4 protein-coding genes and 1 pseudogene are annotated in these 4,381 nt (G+C 77.0%); all 5 read right to left on the minus strand.

The annotated features are described in order from the left end of the window. Nucleotides 1–819 (minus strand): annotated as a pseudogene (locus tag KVT14_RS19195) (hypothetical protein); the annotation flags it as partial. Nucleotides 820–865: 46 nt separating this feature from the next. Beyond that, on the minus strand, nt 866–1,468 hold the full coding sequence (gene nadD, locus KVT14_RS19200) for a nicotinate-nucleotide adenylyltransferase (protein ID WP_147796070.1): 603 nt from the start codon (nt 1,466–1,468) through the stop codon (nt 866–868). Nucleotides 1,469–1,493: 25 nt separating this feature from the next. Further along, the gene (locus KVT14_RS19205; protein WP_168217004.1) at nt 1,494–1,649 is read right to left on the minus strand and encodes a hypothetical protein; all 156 of its coding nucleotides are present in this window, start codon (nt 1,647–1,649) and stop codon (nt 1,494–1,496) included. 72 nt (nt 1,650–1,721) lie between these two features. Continuing rightward, nucleotides 1,722–3,059, minus strand: a complete 1,338-nt coding sequence (locus KVT14_RS19210; RefSeq protein ID WP_217617130.1) for a glutamate-5-semialdehyde dehydrogenase — start codon at nt 3,057–3,059, stop codon at nt 1,722–1,724. Between the two features lie 63 nt (nt 3,060–3,122). After that, entirely contained in the window at nt 3,123–4,271 is a 1,149-nt protein-coding gene (gene proB / locus KVT14_RS19215) for a glutamate 5-kinase (RefSeq protein ID WP_217617131.1), read from the minus strand. Nucleotides 4,272–4,381: the final 110 nt, after the last annotated feature.

The following is a 4,381-nucleotide window of genomic DNA, read 5'->3' on the forward strand; positions in this document are numbered from 1 at the left end:
CGCAGCAGCGGCACCGGACGCCGCACCGGTGCGACCCCACGGCGCGGGGGCACCCGACGGCGCGGCACCGGGCGGGGCACCGGCCGTCCCAGCGTCCGCCGGCGGGCCGGCGGGCGACGCACGCTCCCCGCGCCCGGAGACACGGGACGGCGCGGCGCCGGGCCGGGCGGAGCCGGCTGCGGGCGACGAGGACGCGGAGGAAGCCGCCGAGGTCGAGGGAGCGGCCGGCGACGGCGCACCGGACCCGCCGGCGTCCCGCTGGGCCGCTGCCCACAGGTCGGGCACGCGCGGTGCCGCCGCGGGCGCCGACGGCCGCGGCGCGGCGGCCGCACCGGCACCCGCCGCACCGGCACCGGCACGCGCGGCCCCAGCATCGGGCGCCGCAGCCGCGCCGCCCTCCGGCGCGTCGGACGTCCGGATCAACCGCCGGGTGCGCGCGGGCTGCTCGGGCTGGAGGCCGGGCACCTGGTACGGCGCGGCGGACCCGTCCGGGCCGACCGCGGAGACGGGCTGGTTGCGCAGCGCGCGCCGCGAGGACGGCGAGGCGGGGGCCGCCGGCGTGACGGGCGCCGGGGCACCGGCAGACGTCGAGGGGCGTGCCGGCGCCGCCGGGCCGGCAGGCGTCGCCGGGCCGGCAGGCGTCGCGGGGCGGGCCGGCGCCTGGGATCCGCCGGCCACCCGGCCGACGCCGCGCGCCGGGGTCGCCTGACCGGCCTCGGGCGCAGCGGCCGCCGCGGCGGCGCGCTCCTGCTCCGCGAGCCGCGCGGCCTCGCGCTCCCGCAGCTCCCGTCGGGTCAGCGGGCTGCCGGACGAGCTCATCTCGGGGCCTCCTCGGGACCGGGGACGCAGCGGGCGATCTCGTGGATCACGACTCGCTCCCCCGGTACAGACCGTGCTTCGCGATGTATTGGACGACGCCGTCCGGCACCAGGTACCAGACGGGCTTGCCGCCGCGCGCGCGGGCGCGCACGTCGGTGGACGAGATGGCGAGCGCCGGGATCTCCCACTGGCTCACCCGGTCGGCGGGGAGGCCGTCGGTGGTGAGCGTGTGCCCGGGCCGGGTCACGGCCACGAACTGCGCGCGCTCGAAGAGCTCGGGCGAGTCCTTCCAGGTGAGGATCTGCTCGATGGCGTCCGCGCCGGTGATGAAGTACAGGTCGGCGTCGGGCCGCTCGTGCGCGAGGTCCCGCAGGGTGTCGACCGTGTACGTCAGGCCGGGTCGGTCGATGTCGACCCGGCTGACGGTGAACCGCGGGTTCGACGCCGTCGCGATCACGGTCATGAGGTAGCGGTGCTCGGCCGGCGTGACGTCGACGTCCTGCTTGAACGACGGGGCGCCGGTCGGCACGAACACGACCTCGTCGAGGTCGAACCGCGCGGCGACCTCGCTGGCGGCGACGAGGTGGCCGTGGTGGATGGGGTCGAAGGTGCCGCCCATCACGCCCAGCCGGGCTCGTCGCTGCGTCATCGGATGCGGGTCCCTACCGGCAGGCTCAGTCGTGGCGCGTGCCGACGCTCCGGAAGGCGAAGGTCACGAGCAGCAGGGCGAGAAGGACGCCGAAGGCGGTGATGCCGAACACCACGGGCGAGAACGGCAGCTCGGTCGTGTGCTCGGCGGCGGTCTCGGCGACGCGCAGCGCAGCGTTCACGTGGTCCTCCCGGACGGGTCGAAGTGAGGGTCAAGTGTCGCACGTCCGGCGGGTCGCCCGCCGGACGCGGGGTCAGGGCCGCACGTGCCCGTCGCCGTGGACCACCCACTTGGTGGTGGTCAGCTCGCCGAGGCCCATCGGCCCGCGGGCGTGCAGCTTCTGGGTGGAGATGCCGATCTCGGCGCCGAGGCCCAGCTGGCCGCCGTCGGTGAACCGCGTCGAGGCGTTGACCATGACGGCCGCGGAGTCGACCTCGGCGACGAACCGCTCCGAGGCGGCGAGGTCGCGGGTGACGATCGCCTCGGTGTGGCCGGAGCTCCAGGTGCGGATGTGCTCGAGCGCCGCGTCGAGGTCGTCGACGACGCGCACCGCGAGGTCGAGGGACAGGTACTCGGTCGCCCAGTCCTCGTCCGTGGCGGGCACGACCTCGACGCCGGCGGGGGCGGCCTCGGCCGTGGCGGCGTCGCCGTGCAGGGTCACGCCGGCCTCGGCCAGCGCGGTCAGCGCGGACGGCAGGAACGCGTCGGCGGCGTCGCGGTGCACGAGCAGGGTCTCGGCGGCGTTGCACACCCCGACGCGCTGCGTCTTGGCGTTCAGCAGGATCGGCAGCGCGACGGCCGGGTCCGCGGTGGCGTCCACGTAGACGTGCACGTTGCCCACGCCCGTCTCGATGACCGGCACGGTCGCCTCGCGGACCACGGTCTGGATGAGGCCGGCGCCGCCGCGCGGCACCAGGACGTCGACCAGCCCGCGCGCGTGCATGAGCGCGACGCCGCCGGCCCGGCCCCACGCGTCGACCGACTGCACGAGGTCCGCGGGCAGGCCCTGGGCCTCGAGCGCGGCGCGCAGCACGTCGACGATCACCGCGTTGCTGCGGGCCGCCGCGGAGCCGCCGCGGAGCACGACCGCGTTGCCGCTCTTGAGCGTGAGGCCCACGGCGTCGACCGTGACGTTGGGCCGCGCCTCGTAGATCATCCCGACGACGCCCATCGGCACCCGCACCTGGCGCATCCGCAGGCCGTTCGGCAGCGTCGAGCCGCGCACGACCTCGCCGACCGGGTCGGGCAGCGCCGCGACCTCGCGCAGCGCGCCGGCGATCGCCTCGATCCGCGCCGGCGTCAGGGCGAGCCGGTCGAGCAGGCCGTCCGAGATCCCGTCGGCGCGGCCGCGGTCCAGGTCCTCGGCGTTGGCGGCGACGATCGCGTCGGCGTGCGCGACCAGGGCGTCGGCGAGCGCGTGCAGCGCCGCGTCCTTGGCGCCGCGGGTCGCGACGGCCAGGGCGCGGGACGCCTCCTTGGCGCGCCGGGCCACGGCGAGCACCTGGGCGGTGACGTCGTCGGCCGACGGCGCGGCGGGCACGGCGGAGGGCTGGGCCCCGTCCGTGGCCGGGGCGTCGAGCGAGGTGGTCATCGCACCAGCCTAGTCCCGGACGCGGGGGCGCCCCGCGGGCGTCTCAGCGCCGGCGCGACCGGGTCAGCGCCGGCGCCGCACCAGCACCAGGTCGTCCCGGTGCACGAGCTCGCGGTCGTACCCCTCCCCCAGCTCGGCGCGGAGCTCGGACGTGCTGCGCCCGAGCATCTCGGGCGCCTCCTGCGAGGAGTAGGCGACCAGCCCGCGGGCCACCACTGCGCCGTCGCCGCCGACGATCTCGACCGGGTCGCCGGCCTCGAACTCGCCCTCGACCGCGGTGACCCCGGCCGGCAGCAGGGACTTGCCCCGCTCGACGACGGCCTTCACCGCGCCGTCGTCCAGGACGAGCCGCCCGTGCGTCCGCGCGGCGTACGCCAGCCACATCAGCCGGGTCGAGGCGCGCTTGCCGGTGGCCGCGAACCAGGTGCCGACGTCCTCGCCGGCCAGCGCCGGGGCGACCTGGGCCGCCGACGTCAGCACGACCGGCACGCCGGAGGCGGTCGCGATCGCCACCGACTCCAGCTTGGTCACCATGCCGCCGGTGCCGACCCGGGACCCGCGCGCGGACACGTCGATCCCGTCCAGGTCCTTCGGCCCGCGCACCTCGGCGATGCGCCGCGAGCCCTCGCGGTCCGGCGGCCCGGTGTACAGCCCGTCGACGTCCGTCAGCAGCGCCATCGCGTCGGCGTGCACCAGGTGCGACACCAGCGCGGCCAGCCGGTCGTTGTCGCCGAACCGGATCTCGTCCGTGGCGACCGTGTCGTTCTCGTTGACGATCGGCACGATGCCGAGGTCGAGCAGCCGCTCCAGCGCCCGCTGCGCGTTCCGGTACTGGGTCCGCCGCATCGTGTCGTCGGCGGTGAGCAGCACCTGGCCGACCCGCAGCCCGTGCTCGTGGAACGCGCGGGTGTAGTGCGCGACCAGCAGTCCCTGGCCCACGGACGCCGCGGCCTGCTGGGTCGCGAGGTCCCGGGGTCGCTTCGCGAGCCCGAGCGGGTCCATTCCGGTCGCGATCGCGCCGGACGACACCAGGACGACCTGGTGCCCGCCGTTCACCCGGGCGGCCAGCACGTCGACGAGCGCCCGCAGCCGCGCCGGGTCGAGCTTGCCGGTGCCGTCCGTGAGCGACGAGGAGCCGACCTTGACCACCACGCGGCGGACCTCGGGCAGCAGGCGGCGGTCGGACAGGGCGGCGGCACTCACGGGGAGCATCATCCCCCGGGGTCGGGGCCCGGCGCCGCGACGTTCGCGGACCGGGACACGGGCCCGGGTGGAAACGAGTGGAGCGTCCTGCCCGACACGCCGGTGCGTGTCGGGCAGGA

Origin of the sequence: Cellulomonas sp. GbtcB1 (genome assembly GCF_019091725.1) — a bacterium.
Lineage (GTDB): Bacteria > Actinomycetota > Actinomycetes > Actinomycetales > Cellulomonadaceae > Cellulomonas.

What these genes read in the sequence shown, in the direction of transcription:
- nadD (WP_147796070.1), bottom strand. Translation starts at nt 1,468, where the DNA reads ATGACGCAGCGACGAGCCCGGCTGGGCGTGATGGGCGGCACCTTCGAC.
- KVT14_RS19210 (WP_217617130.1), bottom strand. Translation starts at nt 3,059, where the DNA reads ATGACCACCTCGCTCGACGCCCCGGCCACGGACGGGGCCCAGCCCTCC.
- proB (WP_217617131.1), bottom strand. Translation starts at nt 4,271, where the DNA reads ATGCTCCCCGTGAGTGCCGCCGCCCTGTCCGACCGCCGCCTGCTGCCC.